Source organism: Qipengyuania flava (genome assembly GCF_019448255.1).
GTDB lineage: Bacteria > Pseudomonadota > Alphaproteobacteria > Sphingomonadales > Sphingomonadaceae > Qipengyuania > Qipengyuania flava_A.
Window position 1 is genome coordinate 1671071 of record NZ_CP080410.1, and the last position, 21450, is coordinate 1692520.

At 63.9% G+C, this 21450-nt stretch carries 19 protein-coding genes; 8 read left to right on the forward strand and 11 right to left on the reverse strand.

The annotated features are described in order from the left end of the window. Positions 1-4 precede the first annotated feature (4 nt). The 6 genes from hfq to dusB all read right to left on the reverse strand — a co-directional run bounded on the left by hfq (position 5) and on the right by dusB (position 7922). Positions 5-544: an RNA chaperone Hfq gene (hfq, locus tag KUV82_RS08260; RefSeq protein ID WP_219953827.1), complete on the reverse strand. Its 540-nt coding sequence runs from the start codon at positions 542-544 to the stop codon at positions 5-7. 167 nt (positions 545-711) lie between these two features. Next, on the reverse strand, positions 712-2097 hold the full coding sequence (gene ntrX / locus KUV82_RS08265) for a nitrogen assimilation response regulator NtrX (RefSeq protein ID WP_219953828.1): 1386 nt from the start codon (positions 2095-2097) through the stop codon (positions 712-714). 6 nt (positions 2098-2103) lie between these two features. Further along, the gene (locus tag KUV82_RS08270; RefSeq protein ID WP_219956262.1) at positions 2104-4335 is read right to left on the reverse strand and encodes a sensor histidine kinase; all 2232 of its coding nucleotides are present in this window, start codon (positions 4333-4335) and stop codon (positions 2104-2106) included. 85 nt (positions 4336-4420) lie between these two features. Beyond that, positions 4421-5833 carry a sigma-54-dependent transcriptional regulator gene (locus tag KUV82_RS08275; RefSeq protein WP_219953829.1) on the reverse strand — a complete coding sequence of 471 codons (1413 nt, stop codon included), beginning with the start codon at positions 5831-5833 and terminating at the stop codon, positions 4421-4423. 8 nt (positions 5834-5841) lie between these two features. Further along, entirely contained in the window at positions 5842-6906 is a 1065-nt protein-coding gene (locus KUV82_RS08280) for a two-component system sensor histidine kinase NtrB (RefSeq protein ID WP_258319688.1), read from the reverse strand. Continuing rightward, positions 6903-7922 carry a tRNA dihydrouridine synthase DusB gene (gene dusB, locus KUV82_RS08285; RefSeq protein WP_219953830.1) on the reverse strand — a complete coding sequence of 340 codons (1020 nt, stop codon included), beginning with the start codon at positions 7920-7922 and terminating at the stop codon, positions 6903-6905. Before dusB ends, KUV82_RS08280 begins: the two co-directional genes overlap by 4 nt. Before the next feature lie 82 nt (positions 7923-8004). On the opposite strand from dusB, the gene KUV82_RS08290 reads away from it, so the two are divergent. Further along, positions 8005-9147, forward strand: coding sequence for a bifunctional 2-C-methyl-D-erythritol 4-phosphate cytidylyltransferase/2-C-methyl-D-erythritol 2,4-cyclodiphosphate synthase (locus tag KUV82_RS08290; RefSeq protein WP_219953831.1), 1143 nt, complete (start codon positions 8005-8007; stop codon positions 9145-9147). An 8-nt stretch (positions 9148-9155) separates the two neighbouring features. After that, positions 9156-9659, forward strand: a complete 504-nt coding sequence (locus KUV82_RS08295; protein WP_219953832.1) for a CinA family protein — start codon at positions 9156-9158, stop codon at positions 9657-9659. Here the strand turns inward: KUV82_RS08295 and KUV82_RS08300 are convergent. After that, entirely contained in the window at positions 9656-10111 is a 456-nt protein-coding gene (locus KUV82_RS08300; protein WP_219953833.1) for a type II toxin-antitoxin system RatA family toxin, read from the reverse strand. The two genes, KUV82_RS08295 and KUV82_RS08300, sit on opposite strands and share 4 nt — an antisense overlap. Next, on the reverse strand, positions 10111-11052 hold the full coding sequence (gene lipA, locus KUV82_RS08305) for a lipoyl synthase (RefSeq protein ID WP_219953834.1): 942 nt from the start codon (positions 11050-11052) through the stop codon (positions 10111-10113). Before lipA ends, KUV82_RS08300 begins: the two co-directional genes overlap by 1 nt. A 97-nt stretch (positions 11053-11149) precedes the next feature. On the opposite strand from lipA, the gene KUV82_RS08310 reads away from it, so the two are divergent. The 4 genes from KUV82_RS08310 to KUV82_RS08325 are packed head-to-tail and all read left to right on the forward strand — an operon-like array spanning position 11150 to position 13853. Continuing rightward, the gene (locus KUV82_RS08310; RefSeq protein WP_219953835.1) at positions 11150-12133 is read left to right on the forward strand and encodes a sodium-dependent bicarbonate transport family permease; all 984 of its coding nucleotides are present in this window, start codon (positions 11150-11152) and stop codon (positions 12131-12133) included. Beyond that, a complete protein-coding gene (locus KUV82_RS08315) occupies positions 12130-12438 on the forward strand; it encodes a P-II family nitrogen regulator (protein ID WP_219953836.1) in 309 nt (102 codons plus the stop codon). Before KUV82_RS08310 ends, KUV82_RS08315 begins: the two co-directional genes overlap by 4 nt. Further along, positions 12438-13079, forward strand: a complete 642-nt coding sequence (locus tag KUV82_RS08320; RefSeq protein WP_219953837.1) for a carbonic anhydrase — start codon at positions 12438-12440, stop codon at positions 13077-13079. Before KUV82_RS08315 ends, KUV82_RS08320 begins: the two co-directional genes overlap by 1 nt. 54 nt (positions 13080-13133) lie before the next feature. After that, entirely contained in the window at positions 13134-13853 is a 720-nt protein-coding gene (locus KUV82_RS08325; protein WP_219953838.1) for an NYN domain-containing protein, read from the forward strand. Between the two features lie 75 nt (positions 13854-13928). Here KUV82_RS08325 and KUV82_RS08330 read toward each other — a convergent pair whose 3' ends face one another. Then, on the reverse strand, positions 13929-15212 hold the full coding sequence (locus tag KUV82_RS08330; RefSeq protein WP_219953839.1) for a hypothetical protein: 1284 nt from the start codon (positions 15210-15212) through the stop codon (positions 13929-13931). 303 nt (positions 15213-15515) lie between these two features. Between KUV82_RS08330 and gyrA the strand changes: the two genes are divergently transcribed. Then, positions 15516-18353: a DNA gyrase subunit A gene (gene gyrA, locus KUV82_RS08335; RefSeq protein WP_219953840.1), complete on the forward strand. Its 2838-nt coding sequence runs from the start codon at positions 15516-15518 to the stop codon at positions 18351-18353. After that, positions 18350-19192, forward strand: a complete 843-nt coding sequence (locus tag KUV82_RS08340; protein WP_219953841.1) for a TauD/TfdA dioxygenase family protein — start codon at positions 18350-18352, stop codon at positions 19190-19192. The genes gyrA and KUV82_RS08340 overlap by 4 nt, the downstream gene beginning before the upstream one ends. Here KUV82_RS08340 and KUV82_RS08345 read toward each other — a convergent pair. Next, positions 19189-19857 (reverse strand): lysoplasmalogenase, encoded by a 669-nt coding sequence (locus KUV82_RS08345; RefSeq protein ID WP_219953842.1) that lies wholly within the window; start codon positions 19855-19857, stop codon positions 19189-19191. The two genes, KUV82_RS08340 and KUV82_RS08345, sit on opposite strands and share 4 nt — an antisense overlap. A 29-nt stretch (positions 19858-19886) precedes the next feature. Continuing rightward, positions 19887-21371, reverse strand: coding sequence for a S41 family peptidase (locus KUV82_RS08350; protein WP_219953843.1), 1485 nt, complete (start codon positions 21369-21371; stop codon positions 19887-19889). Positions 21372-21450 lie beyond the last annotated feature (79 nt).

A 21450-nucleotide genomic window follows, 5' to 3' on the forward strand; every position in this document is an offset into this window, starting at 1 on the left:
AAACTCAGTTGTCGTCCTCGTCCCAGTCTTCGGTCAGGTCGACCGGAGTGGCAGGCTGGATGGTCGACACCGCGTGCTTGTAGGCGAGCTGGACGTAGCCGTCACGCTCAAGCAGCATGCAGAAGAGGTCGTAGGCGGCGATCTTGCCCTGCAGCATTACGCCGTTGACCAGGAACATGGTCACCTGCGCTTCGGCTTGGCGCACGCGGCTGAGGAAGACATCCTGCAGCAAGCGCTGCTTCGCGCCCGATCCCTGGCTTTCGAACTGGTCGGTGTCGATTGGCTGCGCGGGCATGATGGTGCTGATCGCGTGCTTGTAGACAAGCTGCGACTGTCCATCGCGGCGCAGGAGGATCGAGAAATTGTCGAACCAGGTGACAATTCCCTGAAGTTTCACGCCCTTCACGAGAAACATGGTCACCGGCGCCTTGTTCTTGCGCAGGAGATTCAGGAAAGCGTCTTGAAGGTTGGGCGGACGGCTGCCTTGCCGGCCTTCGGGCGGCTTCGGACGTGGTCGCGCAGAGAGAGTACGTTCGCCGGACATGTCATTTTCCCATTTTTTTGGCAGCCACGAGTGACCGCAATCTGGGCGCCCACCACGCCCGAGTGCATTCGCATCTTTGTGCTAGCGCTGGTAATCTGGAAGAAAATACCAAGAAGCGCAATGCATTGCTAGTTTCTCATCGAATTGCGTAACTTTTGCGACGAGCCCTAGTTCTTCTTTTCGCTAGACTTTCGCTCGACCATGCCCAAAAGTTTCAGCTTCCGGTGCAGGGCCGAACGCTCCATGCCGATGAAATTCGCCGTCTTCGAGATATTGCCCGAGAAGCGACGGATCTGGACCGTGAGATACTCGCGTTCGAAATTCTCGCGCGCCTCGCGCAAGGGTGCGCCCATCATGGCCCCAACCCCGCCGCTTCCCGCGTGCTTGCCGCCGAGCACCTCTTCGGGGAGCATGTCCACCTCGATCTGCTCAAGCTTCTCGCGCGGGGTCAGAATGATCGTGCGCTCCACGACATTGCGCAGCTGCCGCACGTTGCCCGGCCAGTCATAGGCCTGGAGCGCGGCCATGGCCTCTTCGCTGATGGTCGGGGGGCGCAGGCCCTGCTCGCTCGCATGGCGGGCGAAGAAACTGTCGGCCAGCGCCGGGATATCGTCGCGGCGTTCGGCCAGCGAGGGAACTTCCACGGGCACCACGTTCAGCCGGTAGAAGAGGTCTTCGCGGAAGCGCTTCTCCTCCATCTCCTTCGTGAGATCGCGCGAAGTCGAGGAGACGACGCGAACATCGACCCCGATCTGGCGCGTTCCGCCGACCCGGACGAAACTCTGCTCGGTCAGGACGCGCAGGATCCGCGCCTGGGTTGAAAGTGGCATGTCGGCCACTTCGTCGAGATAGAGCGTGCCGCCATCGGCTGTCTCCAGCAGGCCGGGCCGGACCAGCTTGCCGTCGGCCTCTTCACCGAACAGTTCTTCCTCGAATCGTTCCGGTGTGATGCGGGCGGAGTTGACGATAACGAAAGCCTTGTCGGAACGCGGGCTCCAGCTGTGCAGCAGGCGCGCGGCGACTTCCTTGCCCGCCCCGGCCGGGCCCGTCACGAGGACGCGGCTGCCGGTGTTGGCGACGCGTTTGAGCGTGGCGCGGACGGCGTTGATCACGGCCGAATTGCCCGTGAACTCGTCGCCCTGGACCTGGTCTTCGCGCAGGCGCGAGTTCTCGCGGCGCAGGCGCTCGGTTTCCGTCGCTCGCTCGACCAGATGGAGCAGGCGTTCGGCCTCGAACGGCTTCTCGATGAAATCCACCGCCCCGCGGCTGACCGCGCTCACCGCAGTATCGATGTTGCCGTGACCCGAGAAGATGATCACCGGCAGGTCCGGTTCACGAACCTTGATCGCATCGAGAACCTCAAGCCCGTCCATCGCACTGCCGTGCAGCCAGACATCGAGCAGAACGAGGCTCGGTCGCTTTTCATCGACCTGCGCCAGCGCGCTGTCGCTGTCGCCAGCGGTGCGGCATTCGTAGCCTTCATCGCTGAGCACGCCGGCTACCAGTTCGCGAATGTCCCGTTCGTCATCGACGATCAGAATGTCCAGGGCCATGGGTACTTATCCTTCTTGTGCCGTCTGCGACGGCGCTTCGGGCTTTGCTGCCAGGGGGTCGCGAGCAAAGCGCATCGTTACGCGAGTGCCCCCGGTTTCCACCGAGGTGAATGTCATCTCGCCGCCGTGTTCTTCGATGATCTTGTTCACGATCGCGAGGCCGAGGCCGGTGCCCTTCTCGCGCGTGGTGACATAGGGTTCGAGAATGGTTTCGCGGTCCTGCGGTAGGCCGATACCGTTGTCCTGCACCGAGACCGTGATGGCTTCGTCGCCGGACTCGACCCGCACGAAGATCTTGCCGCGATAGTCGATATCCGATTTTTGCGCTTTTGCTTCAATCGCTTCGTACGCATTCTTGAGCGTGTTGGTAAGCGCCTGGCCGAGCTGGTGCCGGTCGCACTGGATGCGCAGAGGCCCCTGCTCGTCGGTTTCGAACCGGTAATCGATATCCGGGTGGGCGACTTCCTGGAGGAAGAGCGACTGGCGGATGAGGTCGATTGCATCTTCGGGCCGGAAGCTCGGCTTCGGAAGACGCGCGAAACTCGAAAACTCGTCGACCATCTTGCGCAGGTCGCCGACCTGCCGGACGATCGTGCTGGTCAGCTCGTCGAACAGCTCGCCATCCTGTTCGATCTGCTTGCGATAGCGCCGCTTGAGGCGCTCGGTCGCGAGCTGGATCGGCGTCAGCGGATTCTTGATCTCGTGCGCGATGCGGCGCGCCACATCGGACCAGGCCGCCTGCCGCTGGTCGAGGAGCTGGCGGGTGATATCCTCGAAGGTGATCACATGGCCGTCGCTTTCCCGGCCGATCTTGACGGCCAGCGTCAGCAACTCGCCGCCGCGATTGTGCGAAATCACGCCCTGGGCGAGACCTGCGCGAACCATGGCTCCGATCTGCGGCACAAGATCATCCAGCGTGGCCGGGAGCGCATCCGGTTCCGACGTACCCGTCAGCATGGCCTGCGCCGGGGCGTTCATCAGCAGGACGTTGAGGTCGCTATCGACCGAGATCACGCCGGCGCTCACCGATTCCAGCACAGCCTCGATAAAGCTGCGGCGCTCTTCCAGCTCGGTGTTGGCCGACAGCAGCGCATCGGTCTGTTTTTCGAGTTGGGCGGTCATGCGGTTGAAGGCGCGGTTGAGCAGGCCGATCTCGTCGGCCCCGGTGCGTCCTTCGACGCGCAGGCTGAAGTTGCCCGCCCCCACCTTGCGCGCGGCCGCCACGAGGTCCGTCAGCGGTTCGACTTGCCGATCGGCGAAACGCAGCGCGAACCAGACGGCGATCCCGACCAGCGCGAGCGAAACGAAGAACAGCGCCAGGTTGAAGCGCAACTGAAGCGCGCGCGCCCGCTGGGTCAGTTCGTCATAGGCCGTTGAGATGGAGCGCGCCGATTGCCAGCTGCGGAAGGTCGCCGCCTCGGCGTTCCGGGCAGTATAGAGGTAAATGCCGGCGTCGCGATCGATCGGCGCCACCGCCTCAATCCGCTCCGGGCTGCCCTGCACGGCGACCTGCTCGCCGCCCAACAGCCCGGCGAGCGAATTCTGCGCAAAGGCGCGCGGGTCGCTCTCTTCGCTGAGGCCATAGACCACGGCCGTGCGCATCGTTCCATCCGGCATCGCCTGCAGGATCGCGCTTTCGATGACATCGCGCGGCTCTGCCTGGTACTGGTAAACGAGCGCGAAGTTCGGGTCGGTTACCTGAACCCGGCCAAGGATCGCGCGCATATCCATCGCCATGGAAATGGTCTCATTGGCGAGATCGAGCTGGTTCTCCTCGTAATAGCCCTCAGCAAGCTGATTCGCGTTCTCCATCAGCCCGCGCGAATTGTCGGAGAACCAGAAATCCACGCCGGACTGGAACAGGAAGGCAGCAAACCCGGCGACCAGCAGGGTCGGAACGGCCGCGATCATGGAGAAGAAAAACACGAGCCGGACATGCAGCCGTGCCGTGCTGCCCGCTGCGCGCCGCAGGGCAATCCGACGGCCCGCGAGCACGAGAAGCGCCATGGCCGGGATCAAGGTTCCTATAAGCAGGCCGGCCACCTGGCGTGACGGCAGCAGGGCCCCATCGGGCGGTGCCGTCGTAAAGGTCGCCCAGGTCGTCACGACCATCACCAGGAAGGCAAGGGCGGCGGCAATCTCGATATAGGAAACGATGTTCTGCCGGCGCGACGTCACGACGAACCTGCGCCACCAGCGTGGGGGCTGCCGCTTCTGTCCTGCTGCACTCGTCGCCATCGTGGCGGGCATACAACGCTACTGTTGCAGATATGCAAGTATAAATGCGACAAAGCGCACGATATCCCCGCCTTTACGGCACGGCCTATCTCCGGCGGGAGAACCGCTCGGGCGCGATGTCGAGCTCCGACAGGCGTTTGCGCAAAGTGTTGCGGTTGATCCCCAGCAAGCGCGAGGCGCGCAGCTGGTTGCCCTCGGTACGTTCCAGCACCAGCTCAAAAAGCGGCTTCTCGAACGCGGCAAGCGCGGCGTGATAAACCGTCCCGTCAGCGGGCCGCTCGGAATCCATCCACGATTCAACGATCGCGTCGAACCCGTGCTTGCCTCCGGCTCCGTCTTCAGCCTTCCGCTCGGGCAAGACATCGACCACGGCCGAACGGTCGATGACATCGTCGCGCGCCATCAAGGCAAGGCGGAAGATGGCGTTGCGAAGCTCGCGCACATTGCCCGGCCAATCGCGCGCTTCGAGAGCCGCAATCGCCTCGGCGGTTGCCTGCCGGTTCGGAAGCCCCTCCCCTGCCGCCTGGCCCAGGAAATGCCGCACCAGCGCCCCGATGTCCTCTTTGCGTTCGCGCAGGGGCGGAAGATGGATCGGGACAACGTTCAGGCGGTAGTAGAGGTCCTCACGAAACCGTCCATCGGCGATCATCGGCAAGAGATCGCGGTTGGTGGCCGAGACGATCCGCACATCGACCCCGATCTCCTGGCGCCCGCCAACCCGGCGGATCCGGCCCGATTGGAGAGCTCGCAGCAGGCGGGTCTGTGCTTCAGCAGGCATGTCGCCAATCTCGTCGAGGAAGAGCGTGCCGCCATTGGCTTGTTCGAACTTGCCGATCTGCTGGCTGACCGCACCGGTGAACGCGCCGCGTTCGTGCCCGAACAGCTCGCTTTCGAGGAGATCGTGCGGGATCGCCGCCATGTTCACGGCAACAAACGGCCCGGTCTTGCGGGCGCCGAGTTCGTGGATGGCCTCCGCCACCAGCTCCTTGCCGGTACCGCTCTCGCCGGTGATCAGGACGGTGAGATCATTGCGCAGGACCCGCGTGATCATGCGGAACACGCCCTGCATTGCCGGACTGCGACCAATCAGCGGAAGCGCGCTGTCTTCGCCCTCGCCCGCAGCGGCTGCGGTCGGGCGGCTTGCAACGGCCTGCGCCACCGCCTGGGTGAGCTCGTCGAGGTCGAAGGGTTTCGGGAAATATTCGAAGGCGTCGCTGTCGCTCGCGCGCACAGCCGTATCGAGCGTGTTCTGCGCCGACAGGACAATGACCGGCATGTCGGGCGCAACGCCGCGCACACGGTCGATTGACGCCAACCCGTCCCCGTCTTCAAGCATGACGTCGGTCAGCATGACGTCAAACTGGTGCTCGGCCAGCAGGGCGTCACGCCGCTCGATGCTTTCGCACGCCGTGACGTCGAATCCATCGTCGCGCAGCGCCTCCGTAATGACGGTGGCGATGCCCTTGTCGTCCTCGACCAGAAGAACCGTGTGTCCCATTGCCTCCCCTAAACCGCTGCGACCGGCAGGTTGATACGGAAATGTGTCTCGCCGGCGCGGTCATCGCGCGTGTGCGAGATCCGGCCACCCATGTCGCGCAGCAGCTTGCGCACCAGCGCAAGGCCCAGCCCCTGCCCCTGCGGCTTGCTCGAAACGAAGGGTTCGAAAACGTGATCGCGCAACTTCGGATCGATGCCCTTGCCCTTGTCGGTGACGGTGATCTCAATCGGCAGGCGTGTCGCCTGGCCAAATCGAATGGTGTTGAACACCAGTCCGCTGACAAAGCGCGTGCGGACACGCACAGTGGCGTCCTCAAGGCCCGCGCTGGCGTCGCAGGCGTTGGCGAGCAGGTTGATCAGTACCTGTTCCAGCGCCCCCTGGTCGGCCGCGACGGGTGGCAGCGACGGATCGAATTCCTCGACCAGCTCGCACGCCTCGCTGCGACCGGCGCGCACCGTGGCCATCGCGTTGCGGATCGCCTCGTGCAGGTTGCAGGGGCCGGTGACTTCGACCGGCTTTGCCCCGAGCTGCTGCATCCGGTCGATAAGCTGCGCGATCCGGTCGACTTCGCCGGAGATCATCTTGGCCAACGGTTTGTCCTTGCCCGCAACGCGCCGCGCAAGCAGCTGGCTGGCCCCGCGGATGGCGGATAGCGGGTTCTTGATCTCATGCGCAAGGACCGCCGGCGCGCGCAGTTCGACCCGTTCGCTGTCGTCTTCCTCGTTCTCAGGCTGACCGGCATCGGACATGGTGAGGACCCGCCAGCCCGGCTCGGAATGCATGGGCGAGCTGCTTATATTCACGCGTCTTTCGCCAATTGCCGTCGCGATCGTCACGCCGCGGGCTACAAGCTGCGCTTCAGAGTTGTGGAGGTTGTCGGATAGCCGTTGGTCGGAAATCCCGACCACGTCCCAAAAGCGCATCTCGCACAGTTTGCGCGCGCTGCGCCCGAGCATTTCCTCGGCCGCATGGTTGGCCTCGACGATGTTGTCGTCTTCATCGAGCAGCAGCACGGCGAACAGGAGCGCCGCCAGCTGGTCACGCGCGCGCGGGACGCGGGAGGGCGTACTCACGCCGCGCGGCGCCGCAGGAACGGTTCGTAGAAACGCTCGATTTCTTCAAGGACTTTAACAGGATCGTCGATGAAGTTGACGAAGTTCCTGAACTCGGCCGAACCGTGCATACCCTTGGTGTACCAGCCAAGGTGCTTGCGCGCGATCTTGGCGCCGACACCCTCGCCGTAGTGATCGAGCATCAGCTTGTAGTGCTCGACCAGCGTTTCGTACTGCTCGTCGAAACTGGGGCTTTCGAGCACTTCGCCGGTGCGCCACCAGTGCATGACCTGGCCCAGCAGCCAGGGCTTTCCGTAGGCCCCGCGACCGATCATGATGCCGTCCGCGCCCGACTGTTCCAGCGCCTTTGATGCATCTGCAATCGTGCAGATGTCGCCATTTGCAATGACAGGGACCGAAACCGCGTCCTTGACCTTGCGAATGAACGCCCAGTCCGCCGAGCCCTTGTACATCTGGTTACGCGTGCGGCCGTGAACGGTGATCATCTTCACGCCCAGGTCCTCGGCAATGCGCGCCAGTTCGGGGGCGTTGAGATCGGCGTGATCCCATCCCATGCGCATCTTGACCGTGACCGGCACGTCGACCGCCTTCACGGTCGCTTCCATCAGCTTGGTGGCAAGTGGCACTTCGCGCATCAGCGCGGAGCCAGCGAGCTGGCCGACCACCTTGCGGACCGGGCAGCCGAAGTTGATATCGATGATGGCCGCGCCGTTATCCTGCTGCAGCTTGGCCGCCTCCGCCATGCTGTAGGGGTCGCAGCCGACGAGCTGCATCGACACCGGCTCCTCGATCGCGTCCCAGGCCGCTTTCTGGACACTCTGGCGCGTTTCGCGGATGGCCGCCTCGCTAGCGATCATTTCGGTTACATTGAGGCCGGAGCCATAGCGGCGCACGAGCTTGCGGAACGGCAGGTCGGTTACGCCAGTCATCGGCGCGAGGACGACGGGTGTGTCGATCTCGACATCGCCGACCATAATGGGCTTCGGCGGGACCGGAGGGAGAGGGTGCGTGCTCATGACGGAATGGATTGCCTAATAATTGGGCAGGCACATAGTGCGTTGCAGCGCAAACGGCAAGCGGCTAGCGCGCTGCCTTCGTATGCAGGACAAAGCTCCCCTTCCCCCTTTCGCCGCCGTGATTGTTGCGGCCGGCAAGGGCCTGCGCGCCGGGCAACCGCTCCCCAAGCAATTCGCGCTCTGGCGAGGCAAGCCGGTCTTGCGCCATTCGGTCGACACGCTTCTGGCTGCTGGAGCCGCTCCGCTGGTCATCGCTATCCCGGAGAACGGCGAAGAACCTGCGCGTGCCGCGCTCGCCGGGCTCGAAGGCTATGCCCTCGTGGTGGGCGGTGCGACCCGTCAGGAATCGGTCGCGCGCGCACTCGACGCGGTCGGATCGGCCGAGCGGGTCCTGATCCACGATGCGGCGCGCCCGAACCTGCCACAAGCTGTTATTGAGCGCCTTCTGGGCGCGCTGGACAGTCATCCCGGCGCAATTCCCGTCCTCCCTGTCGTCGACAGCCTTTCGCGCGATGAGAATGGCCTGATGATCGGCACCGCCCCGCGCGAGGAGTTGCGGCGGGTGCAGACACCGCAAGCCTTCCGCTACGACGAAATCCGCGCTGCGCATGCCAATTGGCAGGGCGACGCCGAAGCTGGCGATGACGCGCAAGTGCTAAGGGCGGCCGGCGGAGCAGTGGCGCATGTCGCGGGCGACGAACGCCTCGCCAAACTCACCTTTGCGGAGGATTTCATGACCGAGCTTCCCCCCGTGCGCATGGGCATGGGCTACGATGTGCACCGCCTGGCAGCCGGCGAAGAGCTGTGGCTAGGCGGCATCCGCATCGAGCACGACAAGGGCCTTGCTGGGCACAGCGACGCGGATGTCGCGCTCCACGCGATTGTCGACGCGCTGCTCGGCGCGATTGCCAATGGCGATATCGGCAGCCATTTCCCGCCCGGCGACCCGCAATGGAAAGGCGCGAGCAGCGAGCGCTTCCTGGCCCATGCCGCGAAGCTGGTCGGCGAAGCCGGCTACCGCGTGGGCAATATCGACCTCACCATCATCTGCGAAGCGCCCAAGATCGGCCCCCACCGCGAAGCCATGCGCACGCGGATTGCCGAGCTGCTTGGCGTTGACATTGGCGCGGTATCGGTAAAGGCCACCACGACCGAACGGCTGGGCTTTGCCGGCCGCGGCGAAGGGATCGCGGCGCAGGCCGTCGCAACCGTGCTGTCCAACTGAGGAACCCCATGCCCCTCGAAGCCCTCCTCCCCGAAGACATCGATGCGCTGGCCAAACGCGTGGTCGAGGAAAACACCGCGGCTGGCCGCAAGGTCGTGCTGGCCGAAAGCTGCACCGGCGGCCTTGTCGCAGCAGCGATAACTGAAGTGCCGGGATCCTCGGCCGTGCTCGATCGCGGATATGTGACTTATTCGAACGAAGCGAAGCAGGAAAACCTCGGCGTGCCGCTCGACATTATCGAGACCTTCGGGGCCGTCTCGATTGCCTGCGCCTGGGCAATGGCCAAGGGCGCGCTTGAACGCTCGAACGCCGATGTTGCGGTGGCGATCAGCGGCGTGGCGGGTCCGGGCGGCGGGACTGACCTCAAACCCGTGGGAACAGTGGTATTCGCCCGTGTCCTGCGCGGCTCGGAGGGGGATCCGGAAGGCGAACTGAAACGCTTCGAACCAACCTCGCGCGCCGACATCCGCCGCGAAGCAACGATATGCGCGCTGGAGCTGCTGCTTCCCTAGAGATTGGCCGCCGCGTTTTCGCGCCCGTAGAGCTCGTCCGCGCGGTCTTCGAAAGCCTGCACCATCTTGCGAAAGGCGCGGTCGAAATACTGGCCTGCTAGCCGTTCGAACACGGCGTTCCGGAAGGTGAAATCGACACAGAAATCGATCTCGCACCCGCCGTCCTCGGTGGGCGTGAAGGTCCAGTTGTTGTCGAGATCCCGCAGGGGCCCGTCGACATAGATGACCTCGATATGCTCGGGACGCTTCTTGAGCACCTTGGAAGTGAACTTTTCGCGGATTGCCTTGAAGCCGACAAGCATGTCGGCGATCATCTCGTCCTCGCTGTCGCTCTTGACGCGCGTTGCGATCACCCAGGGCAGGAACTTGGCGTAATTGCCCACGTCCGCGACGAGGTCGAACATCTGCTCCTGGCTGTAGGGCAGGCGGCGTTTCTCGCGAATGCCGGGCATTAGGCGCCCTGCTTGGCCAGCTTCGCTTCGCGCGCGGCGCGCATTTCGGCAAAATCGTCGCCGGCATGGTAGCTCGAACGCGTCAGCGGGCTCGATGCGACCTGGAGGAAGCCCTTGGCCCGGGCAATCGCGCCATAGGCGGCAAACTGCTTGGGCGTGACGAACTCCTCGACCTTGGCGTGCTTGGGCGTGGGCTGGAGATACTGGCCCATGGTGATGAAATCGATATCCGCGCTGCGCATGTCGTCCATCACCTGGTGCACTTCGAGGCGCGCTTCGCCGAGACCGAGCATGATGCCCGACTTGGTGAAGATCAGCGGATTGTGCGCCTTGACCTCTTCCAGCAGGCGCAGCGAAGCGTAGTAGCGCGCGCCCGGACGGATCGTGGGGTAGAGGCGCGGAACGGTTTCGAGGTTGTGATTGAACACGTCCGGACCCGCTTCGCAGATCTCGGCGATCGACTGCTTCATCCGGCCCTTGAAGTCGGGGGTGAGGATTTCGATCGTGGTGTTCGGCGTTTCGCGGCGCAGCGCGTTGATGACCTTGACGAACTGGCCGGCCCCGCGGTCGGGAAGATCGTCGCGGTCGACGCTGGTGATCACGATATGCTCGAGGCCCATCGCGGCGGCCGCGGCAGCGGTGTGTTCCGGCTCGAGCGGGTCGACCGGCATCGGCATGCCCGTCTTGATGTTACAGAACCGGCAGGCGCGCGTGCAGGTATCGCCAAGGATCATCACCGTGGCGTGCTTCTTGGTCCAGCATTCGCCGATATTCGGACAGGCCGCTTCCTCGCACACCGTATGGAGGTTGAGTTCGCGCATCAGCTTGCGCGTTTCCTGATAACCCTTGCTGACCGGCGCCTTCACGCGGATCCAGTCGGGCTTGCGCTGCATCTTCGGGCGGTCGCCCTCGGGCTTCGGCGGGGAGGAGAGATCGTTCATGTCGCGGCCCATCTAGGCTCCCTCCCCCCTGTGGGCAAGCCGCATAGCTATTCGCCGCCCACTTGCCGCGCGAAAGGCGGCGCGCTACGCGCGGCGCATGGACGCTACGACACTGCAGACCTTCACCTCGCCGGTCGTTCTCTTCTTCGTACTCGGCCTGCTTGCGGCCTTTGCGCGGTCCGACCTCGCGATTCCCGAAGCCATCGCCAAGGGCATGTCACTCTACCTCATGGCTGCCATCGGCCTCAAAGGCGGTGTGGCGGTGTCCGAATCCGGCTTCAGTATCACCGTGGCGGTCGCGCTGATCGCAGGTATCGCGGCCGGTTTCATCCTGCCCATCTTCGCCTTCTGGCTGATCCGCAGCTTCGGCAAGCTCGACAGGATCAACGCTGGCGCCGTTGCCGCCCATTACGGCTCGATCAGCGTGGTTACTTTCGTCACGGCGGTCGAAATCCTCGAATTCCAGGGCAAGCCGTCGGCCGGCTACATGGTCGCGGTCATGGCGACGATGGAAAGCCCGGCCATCCTTGCCGGCCTGTTGCTCGCACGCGGCTTCGGCAGCGACGATGGCCAGTCGATGAAAGAGATGCTGCACGAGGTGTTCTTCAACTCCTCGGTCGTGCTCCTGCTGGGCGCCTTTGCCATCGGCCTTGTCGGCGGCAAGGACGGTTTTGCCGATGTGAGCCCCTTCTTCGAGGCTGGCTTCAAGGGCGTTTTGTGCCTCTTCCTGCTCGACATGGGTCTTATCGCCGCGCGCCGCATGATGGATTCGCGCGCGGTCACCTGGCGCCTGGCGGCCATTGCCATCTTCCTGCCGCTGGTGAACGGCGCGGCCGGCACGATCCTTGGCACCCTTGTCGGCCTCGATGTCGGGTCCGCCGCAGCGCTTGGCGTGCTGTGCGCAAGCGCCAGTTACATCGCGGTGCCGGCTGCCATGCGCCTGGCCCTGCCCGAAGCGGATCCGGGCATCTACTTGACGATGTCGCTGTCCATAACTTTCCCCTTTAACGTGCTGATCAATATTGGACTTATCAGCGCCTTTGCGTCCATGATCGGCGGCCAGGGAGGGATCGCGCCATGATCGAGACAGTAACCCGCAAGCGGATCGAAATCCTCACCGATGCAGCGCTGGTGCGCCGTGTGACCGACGCCATCGACCGCGCGGAGATCACCGGCTGGACCGTCACCCCGGTGCAATCGGGCAAGGGCCGCGACGGTCACTGGCGCGAAGAGCGCGTGATGGGCACGGACAAGGTCCTGGTGCTCACCATCGCGCCCGAGGACAAGGCAATGGCGCTGGCGAAAGACATCGCGCCGATCCTGACCAGCCACGGCCTGCTCCTGTCGATGTGGGACGTGCAGGTCATCCGCGGAGAGCGTTTCTAATGCCCGAGTATGCCGAGCTCCTGAAAGGCTACCAACGCTTTCGCGAGAACACCTTTCCGCGCCAGCGCGCGCGGTTCAAGGAAACCGCGATGGAGGGCCAGCACCCCAAGCTGATGGTGATCGGCTGTTCCGACAGCCGCGTGGACCCTGCGCAGATTTTTGACGTCGATCCGGGCGATATTTTCGTGGTGCGCAATGTCGCTGCGCTCGTCCCTCCGTTCGAGACAACGCCAGGCCATCATGGCGTTTCGGCTGCGGTGGAGTTCGCCGTCCAGATGCTCGAGGTGAAGCAGATTGTGGTCATGGGCCACGGCCGCTGCGGCGGGTGCAAGGCGGCGCTTACGCAAAGCTTTGCCAAGGCCGAACCCGGCGAAGGCGGCTTCGTTGCCAACTGGATCGACCTCCTGTCCGAAGTGCGTGAACCGATTGCGCGTAAATACGGCACCGAGGGGCGCAAGGCGGAACTGGCGATGGAATTCGCAGCCATCCGGCAAAGCCTTGATAACCTTCGCTCTTTCCCGTGGCTCGCCGATAAGGAAAAGGCGGGGCACCTCAAGCTGCGCGGCGCGCATTTCTCGATCTACGAAGGCATCCTCTATTCGCTCGACGAGGAAAGCGGCGCCTTCCTGCCCGAAGACTGACCGCTCCCAGAAGAGCCTTGCCCCGCCCTGCCCGCGCGCCCATGTAGCGCGCCTATGGCAGACTTCGAACAGCGCAACATCGCCCTCCTGATCGATTCCGATAACGCGAGCCCTGCGGGGATCGACCCAGTGCTGACCGTGCTTGCAGAGCTAGGCCAGGTGAACATCCGAAGGGCCTATGGCAATTGGCGCAAGACCAGTCTCAAGGGCTGGATCGACCTGATGCACCGCTATGGCATCGAACCGCAGCAGCAGTTCGACATGACCAAGGGCAAGAACGCCACCGACATGAAGATGACCATCGATGCGATGGACCTGCTCTACCGCGGGCGGGTCCATGGTTTCGGCATCATGAGTTCCGACAGCGACTTCATGCCGCTCGCCATGCGCATCCGGCAGGATGGTTTCCCGGTCTACGGCTTCGGCGGGGCGAAGACGCCCGAAGCCTTCCGTCAGGCCTGCACGCGTTTCATCGATGTGAACGCGCTGATCCGGGCGGAAAAGGAAGAGAACGGCAAAAGCGGGCCAAGCAAGGAGTCGAACGTCCTCGACCAGGAGCTGCTCGACCTCTTGTTCGACGCCTACGCCGCCAGCAAGCGCGACGAGAACGGCTTCGCCAAGCTGTCGGAAGTCGGCCAGCGCGCCGGCAACCGGTCGAGCTTCGACACACGCAATTACGGCTTTGCGCGCCTGACGGACCTGATCGAGACGATCCCCAATTTCTCGGTCGAACGCCGCTCCAACGGCCAGAGCTTCGTCAAACGCCTGCGCTAACACGAAAGCTCATACGAAAAAGGGCGCGAACCGAAGTCCGCGCCCTCTTCCAATTTCGAGGCCGAAGCCCGCTGCTTACATGGCAGCGGTGCCTTCGCCGGCCTGTGCTGCGTGGATCGCCCACAGGTCGGCAATCGCACCGCGCGGACCTTCGACGCGGCCGAAGGTGGCTACGGCGTCAGCAAACTTGCCCTGCTCGAGCTGGGCAATGCCGAGGCGCGTGAGGGCCATCGGGGTTTCCGCACCGGGCATGCCGGCAGCCTTCAGATAGAACTCCTCGGCTTCGGCCGGACGGTTGAGGCTCAGCAGCGCGTCGCCCGCAGCCATCACCGTGCGGATGGTCGCACCCGAAGCGCGTGCGTCACCAAGCAGGTTGTCCATGTCGGCACGGTCGGCTGCAACACGTTCCGAGGCCTGGTTGCGCGTGTCGTTCACATAGGGATCGTCGGCGGGAAGGAAGCCCTTCTGCTTGCCTTCGTCGATGACCGAGACGACTTCGGCCGGCAGGCGGCGGTAGTCGGCAGCGTCGACATATTCCATGTACAGGCGGCCGTCGTTCAGCGTGCCGAGGCGGCGGCCGAGACGCAGGAGGTCGAGAATCTCGGGGTTCTCATAGCCACCGGTGTTCAGCAGGATCGCAATCGCATCGCGCCAGCTGGTCTCGCTCGGGTAGTCGGTGACATACCACTTGGCGAACTTGTTGACTTCGTCCTTCATCGAACCGCGATAGGCAACGGCGAGGCCGCGCTGCAGCCAGGCTTCGTCGACTGCCTGCCCGGCAGCCTTGCGCGCGTCGACCACGCCCGAGAGGTAGGCGAGACCTTCCGCGTCACGATCTTCCGCGAAATAGCTTTCCGCGATGATGCCTTCCGGGTTGTTTTCCGTGTAGCCTGCGTCGAGGGCAGCCTGCAGGAAGGCGCGCGACTTGCTGTATTCCTGGCGGTTGTAGGCGATCTGGCCGGCCTGCATGTTGAACATGCCGACCTGCTCGGGAGCGACCTTGCCGCTCTGCAGCATCAGTTCCAGACCCTGGAGCGCGAGGCCCAGGTCGTTGGTCTTCTGGCTTGCGCCGACAATCGCGCCGCCAGCGGCATAGCGGTCGTCTTCGTTCTCGATTGCAGCAATCACGGCCGGGATGGCCGCCTTGATTGCAGCCGCGTCCGGCGTTTCGGCCGAGACAGCAGTCTGCAGCGGGGTATAGGCTGCGATAAAGCCCTTCGAGTATTTCGGACGCTTCTGCGCCGAAGCCGGGGCTTCGAGAGCGGCGGTTGCGCCAACGGCGGCACCGGTCGCAAGGGCAATGGCCATTGCGAAGCTCGAGGCCGCGCCGTTCTTGCGGGCAAGGCGAGTGAAAATCATCTGGTAAAACTCCCAAGAGTGGAAAGGGGCTGAGCGCTTAGCGCGCCGGATTCCATGTGCTGTCCGGCCCATGCCGCTAGTCGGCGCTCATTGCAAATCTTACTAGGGCCACGGGGCTGAACGAGGATTGAATGCAGCGCCGCCCCGGCGTTCATGGTTACCATCCGCACAGACAGTACCCATATGTGGAAAAAGCGCTCGAAACGGGGCTTTGGTTCCCCGCCAAGGTAGCGCTCCCCCCCCTGTTCGCCTAAGTTTGCCCTTCACAGAACATAAGCAGTTCGCAGTACGGAAATTCACGTTTTGTCCGACGACACCGACATTCTGGATACCCCCGCCTCCGGTGGAGACGATTACGCGCGCATCGACATCGTCGATGAGATGAAGACCAGCTACCTCGATTACGCGATGAGCGTGATCGTCAGCCGCGCCCTGCCCGATGTGCGCGACGGCCTGAAGCCGGTGCATCGCCGCATCCTTTTCGCCAGCCAGGAAGGCGGCTTCGTCGCCGGCCGCCCCTATCGTAAGAGCGCGAAGATCGTCGGCGACGTGATGGGTAACTACCACCCGCACGGCGACGCTGCGATCTACGATGCACTCGCTCGCATGACGCAGGAGTGGTCGCTGCGCGTGCCGCTGGTCGATGGCCAGGGGAACTTCGGTTCGATGGACCCCGATCCGCCGGCCTCGATGCGCTACACCGAAGCGCGCCTGGCCCGCGTGGCCAACGCGCTGCTCGACGATCTCGACAAGGACACGGTCGACTTCACCGACAACTACGACGGCTCGCGGCAGGAACCCTCGGTACTTCCCGCCCGCTTCCCCAACCTGCTGGTGAATGGCGCTGGCGGTATCGCGGTCGGCATGGCGACCAACATCCCGCCGCATAACCTCGGCGAAGTGATCGACGGTTGCCTTGCCTTCATCGAGAACCCGGCGATCACGTCGGAAGAACTGTTCGAGATCATTCCGGGGCCGGATTTCCCGACGGCACCGCTTATCCTCGGGAAGTCGGGTGCACGCGCCGCCTACACCACCGGTCGTGGTTCGGTGTTGATGCGCGCCCGCCACGAGGTCGAGACCAAGGGAAATCGCCAGTCGATCGTCCTCACCTCGATCCCTTACCAGGTCGGCAAGAGCGGCCTCGTCGAAAAGATCGCCGAAGCGGCGAAGGAAAAGCGGATCGAGGGCATTTCCGACATCCGCGACGAATCGAGCCGCGAAGGCGTGCGCGTGGTCGTCGACCTGAAACGCGATGCCTCGCCCGAAGTCGTCCTCAACCAGATCTGGCGCTACAGCCCGGCGCAGGCCAGCTTCCCGGCCAACATGCTCGCAATCCGCGGCGGCCGCCCCGAAGTCCTTACCCTGCGTGACTTCATCCAGGCCTTCATCGGCTTCCGCGAAGAGGTCATCACCCGGCGCACCAAGTTCGAACTGAACAAGGCGCGCGAACGGGCGCATATCTTGCTCGGCCTCGTGGTCGCGGTCTCGAACCTCGACGAGGTCGTGGCGATGATCCGCGGATCGTCAAACCCGGCCGATGCCCGCGCCAAGCTGCTCGCCAAGGAATGGCCCATCGGGGACATCGCGCAGTATATCGCGCTGGTCGAAGCGATCGAGCCCACCGACGAGCAGACCGGCGGCACCTACCGCCTGTCGGAACGGCAAGTGAAGGCCATCCTCGACCTGCGCCTCCACCGCCTCACCGCGCTGGGCCGTGACGAGATCGGCGACGAGCTCAAGGAACTCAGCCTCGCGATCGAGGAATACCTCTCGATCCTCGCCGACCGCGTGAAGCTTTACGGCGTGATGCGCGGAGAGCTCGAGGAAATCCGCGCGACCTACGCCACGCCGCGCATCACCGAGATCGCACCCGCATGGGACGGGATCGAGGACGAAGACCTGATCGAGCGCGAAGAGATGGTCGTGACCGTCACGCACGGCGGCTACATCAAGCGCACCCCGCTCGACGCCTTCCGTGCGCAGGCGCGCGGTGGCAAGGGCCGCAGCGGCATGGCGACCAAGGATGAAGACGCCGTGGTCGAGATGTTCGTCACCTCGACGCACAATCCGGTGCTGTTCTTCACCAACACCGGCCGCGTCTATCGCCTCAAGGTCTGGAAGTTGCCTGAGGGCGGTCCGCAGACCAAGGGCCGTCCGATGGTCAACCTGCTGCCGCTCGGCGATGATGAGCGCGTGACGAACGTGCTTCCCTTGCCCGAGGACGAGGCCGAATGGTCGAACCTCAACATCGTCTTCGCGACCGAACAGGGCATGGTCCGCCGCAATTCGATGGATGCCTTCACCAACGTGCCCAGCAACGGCAAATACGCCATGGGCTTCGTCGAAGGCAGCGGCGACCGCCTGATCGGCGTGCGCCTGCTGACCGAAGACCAGGAAGTCTTCCTCGCCTCCGATGCAGGCAAGGCCATTCGCTTTGCCGCCAGCGATGCGCGCGAAACCAAGAGCCGCACCGGTATCGGTGTGCGCGGGATGAAGCTGAAGGACGGCGAAAAAGTCGTCTCGATGGCGGTCCTCGACGCGGGCGAACGCGACACCGAAGTGCGCGACCAGTATCTGCGCGCGGCGGATTGGAAGAACAACGAAAACGCGCCCACGCTCCAAGCCGACAAGGTCGCCGAAATGGCCGAAGCGGAAGAGTTCATTCTGACGTTGACCGCCAATGGCTATGGCAAGATCTCCTCGGCCTACGAATACCGCACGACCGGCCGCGGCGGCCAGGGTCTGACCAATATCGGCGAGCCGACCAGCAATCCGGATCGCAACGGTCCGGTCGTGGCCAGCTTCCCGGTCCGCCACGGAATGCAGCTCATGCTGGTGACCGATCAGGCCAAGCTGATCCGCCTGCCGCTGCAGTTCCGCCACCTGGTGGAAGGCGGTTTCGAGAACCACGAAGGTTTCTCGATTTCCGGCCGCGGTTCTTCGGGCGTGCGCATCTTCAATGTCGCCAAGGGCGAACAGATCGTCGGCGCGGCACGCATCGACGAGACGGAAGAGCCGGAGAACGCGGCTGAAGAGGCGGTGGCGGACGAAATCGCCGATCGCGGCGGGCTCGACAAGACCGAGCCCTACACCACCGCGCATTCGGACAAGAACATCGACGGGGAACCGGGCGGATGAGCCTGACGGTCGAGCCTTCCGGTCAGGCGTGCGGCGCGCGCGTGACCGGGCTCGACCTTACGCAGCCCATCTCCGCTGAGCTTGCCGCCGAAATCCGCGCCATCTGGCTGGACAATAAGGTCCTCGCCTTCCCCGGCCAGCGGATGGATGACGACGCACTCGAAGCCTTTACCCTCGCGATGGGCGGTTTCGGAGAAGACCCGTTCTTCGACCCGATAGCAGGCCGCACCCATATCGCGGCGATCCTGCGCGAAGCGGACGAGGAAAGCCCGCTGTTCGCCGAGAACTGGCACAGCGACTGGAGCTTTCTCGAGCGTCCTCCCGCAGGCACCTGCCTGATGGCGGTCGAGATCCCGCCCATGGGCGGGGACACGCTCTATGCCGATCAGGCGGCGGCCTTTGACGCGCTGCCCGAAGAACGAAAAGAGCAGCTGCGGGGCCTCACCGCGATCCACAGCGCTCAGCTCGCCTATGCGCCCGAAGGCACGTACGGTGAGAAGGACACGAGCCGCTCGATGGCGATTCGTCCGGACGAAAGTGCCCGCGCCACACAAACCCACCCGCTCGTTCAGCGGCATCCCGAAACTGGGATGGAATGCCTCTATTCCACGCTCGGCTATATCATCGGCATTGACGGAATGGAGGCCGCCGAGGGCTTCGCACTCCTGCAAGAACTAGCCGCATGGCAGGGTCGCGACGAATTCGTCTACCGCCACGTCTGGGAGCCCGACATGCTGGTCCTGTGGGACAACCGCGCGCTGCTGCATAAAGCGACCGGCGGCTACGACGGCTACCGGCGCGAACTCCACCGAACGACCATCGCGGCCTGGGATGGCTAGGCGACTGGCAAGTTGCGGTCCTTACGGAGCGTTTGCACCACCCCGACCGCGATCAGGAACTGCCCACCAAAATAGAGCGGCCAGATCAGCCATCCCGTAACGAGATCGGGCAGGACCGATGCCTCCCGCGCGAAAATCAGCAGGTCGCTGATCACGAACAGTACCGCCCCCACCCCGACACGATAGCGCCCGAACCGGCTCATCCACGCGGCCGCCGCCATCGCGCCTACGAGGCCCGAATAGGCCGTCGCCAGCGTCCAGTTTGTGAGCGGATACGTCATCAGCCCAGCGATGAGGGGCGTGAGCACTACCAGGCCGATGGCGGCAAGCCGCTGGCTGCCTGTCGTGCTCTCCCGCCGGTTGCGCAGGTAAAGCGCGATGGCGATCAGATGGCCCACCGCAAACAGGCCGCCGCCGACCAGGAAGCTGACCTCCAGCGCAACATCGCCCATAGCGCCAAAGAGCAGCACAGCTGCAATGAGCAGCCCGTCCGTTCCGACTCCGCGAAACGCGGCGTAAACGGCCAGGAACGCGACACCCGCCCCCTTCCACAGCATCAGCCAAACGCCGCCGATCGGATCGTCCGACACGAAGAAATAGCTGACCCCCGCGATCAGCGCGGCGAGCAGCCATGGACGGTGTTTGGCAAGCGCGGCCTTGGGCATGTGTCGCCTTTCGTTGGAAAGCGCAGAGGTTACCCGTCTTCGCGCCGCGAAACCACCAGCGCCGCCGCGTTCTCCAGCGTTCTGTCTTCGACAACGCCGAGAGGCTGCGGGGCAAGCTCGATGTCGGGAACGACGCCGCGCGCCGAGATCGCGCCGCTCGGGCGGACGATAAAGCTCTTGGGATAGTCTATTTCCGCACCTGTCAAAGGCAGCGTGAACTTCTCTACCGAGCCGTAGGTCGTCGGCAGGTCGGCCGTTTCCTCGCCGATTATGGTTCCGAAGCCATAGTCCTTCACCAGCGCGGCCATCACCGCCGCGTTCGAGTAGCTGTTACGGTCGATCAGCACATAAACGGGGCCGTCGAAGCGGTTTTCCGTTCGCGGCTGCACGCGCGGCAGTTCGACCTCGTATAACTCGCCGTTGGGCGTCGCAGCCTCGCCGGCGCGAAGGCGCCGGCCCAGTTCATCGGTTGCGGGGTTGTCGGCATGCCGGGCTTTCGTTGCGGCGCTGGCCTTCAGGGTGAACGTCGAGGCAAAGGCAAAATCGCGATCGGCAAAACGCGCGACAAGGGGATCGGAGAACGAGTTGTCGCCGCCCGGATTGCCCCGCAAATCGATGATAAGCTCCCGCGCGCCGGCCTTGGCAAAGCTGTCGAAAGCTTCGGTGTAGAATGCCTCTACGGGCGCGACCGTGTAGCCGCCAGCAGTTGCGCCTTCATCGCTTGGCACATTGTAGAACGGGCCGGGCTGGAGATAGGCGATATTCTCCTCGAGCATACGGTATATTCGGGCATTGCTGTCCCGCGCAGGCCGCACAGGTGGGCGGGCATCGCGCCTGGTGACATAGGTCCCGTAATCCGTGGCAAGCAGCGCGCCTCTTGCAACGCGGCCGTCGGGCCAGCGCACCTCAAGCTGCAAGGAGGGTTTCGGCTCGGCCTCAACCTTTAGGAGCAGCGGGAAGAGCTGCTCGAGCTGCGAATGAAACAGCCGCTCGTTGTCGGCCGAAACATGGGTTCGCAATCGCGCGAGCCATTTCCCGATCGGCTCACCATCCATCGCAATAATCGCGGATCCTGGAGGAAACCGGTTCGTGTCATCCGCCCATTGGTCGAGCAGCACTTCGCCATCGCGCACGATTACCGAGAGCGGGAAGAAAGACCCGCCCGACTGCAGCTCACCGAACACTTCCAGCAGCGGGGCCATGGTACGCGCGTGGCCGACATTGCCGATGGCCAGCGTTTGCTGGAGCAGCGTGAGAAGGCGCGCCTTCGATACCGAACCATCGATCTCGGCCTTCAGTTGCTCGAAGCGCGTGCGGTATTCCGCCTCAGGCACACGGGCGAACATGTCGAAATGCGCATCGCGCATCATAGTGTAGAGCGTTTCGAGCTCTGCCCTCGCCTCGTCTGCCGTGTAGCAGGTCTCGGCCTCGCACACGGTCGGCTCGGCCGCCGAAAGAGGCATGGGCTGGGCCAGGACAAGGGCTGCCGACAGGGTCAGGAAAAGACGTTTCATGGGCGAATGCCCTATGTCCGCCAATCCTCCTGTCAACCACGCCTCTCGACGCATCCCCGCTGCATCCCTATTAGGCGCG